General features: G+C 64.7%; 1 protein-coding gene. It reads left to right on the top strand.

Going from position 1 to position 1,138, the window contains the following annotated elements:
• The coding region (locus ABZ261_RS29490) for a cbb3-type cytochrome c oxidase subunit I (protein WP_356864388.1) at nucleotides 1-1,138 on the top strand (1,138 nt) is incomplete at both ends.

Genomic DNA, 1,138 nt, shown 5'->3' with positions numbered 1-1,138 from the left:
ACGCTGTATCTGGCGACGTCGTTCGCGTTCTTCCTGATCGGTGGCGTGATGGCGCTGCTCATGCGCGCCGAGCTGGCCCGGCCGGGTCTGCAGGTCATGTCGAACGAGCAGTTCAACCAGGCGTTCACGATGCACGGCACCGTGATGCTGCTGATGTTCGCGACGCCGCTGTTCGCCGGTTTCGCGAACTGGATCATGCCGCTTCAGATCGGCGCGCCGGACGTGGCGTTCCCGCGGCTGAACATGTTCGCCTACTGGCTGTACCTGTTCGGCTCGCTCATCGCGGTCGGCGGTTTCCTCACCCCGCAGGGCGCGGCCGACTTCGGCTGGTTCGCCTACTCGCCGCTGTCGGACGCGGTCCGCTCGCCGGGCATCGGCGCCGACATGTGGATCATGGGTCTGGCGTTCTCCGGTTTCGGCACCATCCTCGGCTCGGTCAACTTCATCACCACGATCATCTGCATGCGCGCCCCGGGCATGACCATGTTCCGCATGCCGATCTTCGTGTGGAACGTGCTGCTGACCGGTGTGCTGGTGCTGCTGGCCTTCCCGGTGCTGGCCGCGGCGCTGTTCGCCCTGGAGGCGGACCGCAAGTTCGGCGCGCACGTCTTCGACGCGGCCAACGGCGGGGCGCTGCTGTGGCAGCACCTGTTCTGGTTCTTCGGCCATCCCGAGGTGTACATCATCGCGCTGCCGTTCTTCGGCATCATCAGCGAGGTCATCCCGGTCTTCTCCCGCAAGCCGATGTTCGGCTACATGGGCCTGATCGCGGCGACCATCGCGATCGCGGGTCTGTCGGTGACGGTGTGGGCGCACCACATGTACGTCACCGGCGGGGTGCTGCTGCCGTTCTTCTCCTTCATGACCTTCCTGATCGCGGTGCCGACCGGTGTGAAGTTCTTCAACTGGATCGGCACGATGTGGAAGGGCTCGCTGTCCTTCGAGACGCCGATGCTGTGGGCGACCGGCTTCCTGATCACCTTCACCTTCGGTGGTCTGACCGGTGTCATCCTGGCCTCGCCGCCGATGGACTTCCACGTCTCCGACAGCTACTTCGTGGTGGCCCACTTCCACTACGTGGTGTTCGGCACGGTCGTCTTCGCGATGTTCTCCGGCTTCCACTTCTGGTGGCCGAAGT

This window comes from Streptomyces sp. NPDC006193 (assembly GCF_040613915.1).
In the GTDB taxonomy this organism is placed as follows: Bacteria; Actinomycetota; Actinomycetes; order Streptomycetales; family Streptomycetaceae; genus Streptomyces.
The sequence above is the reverse complement of the archived record's forward strand: the minus strand, read 5'-3'. Positions and strand labels throughout refer to the sequence as shown.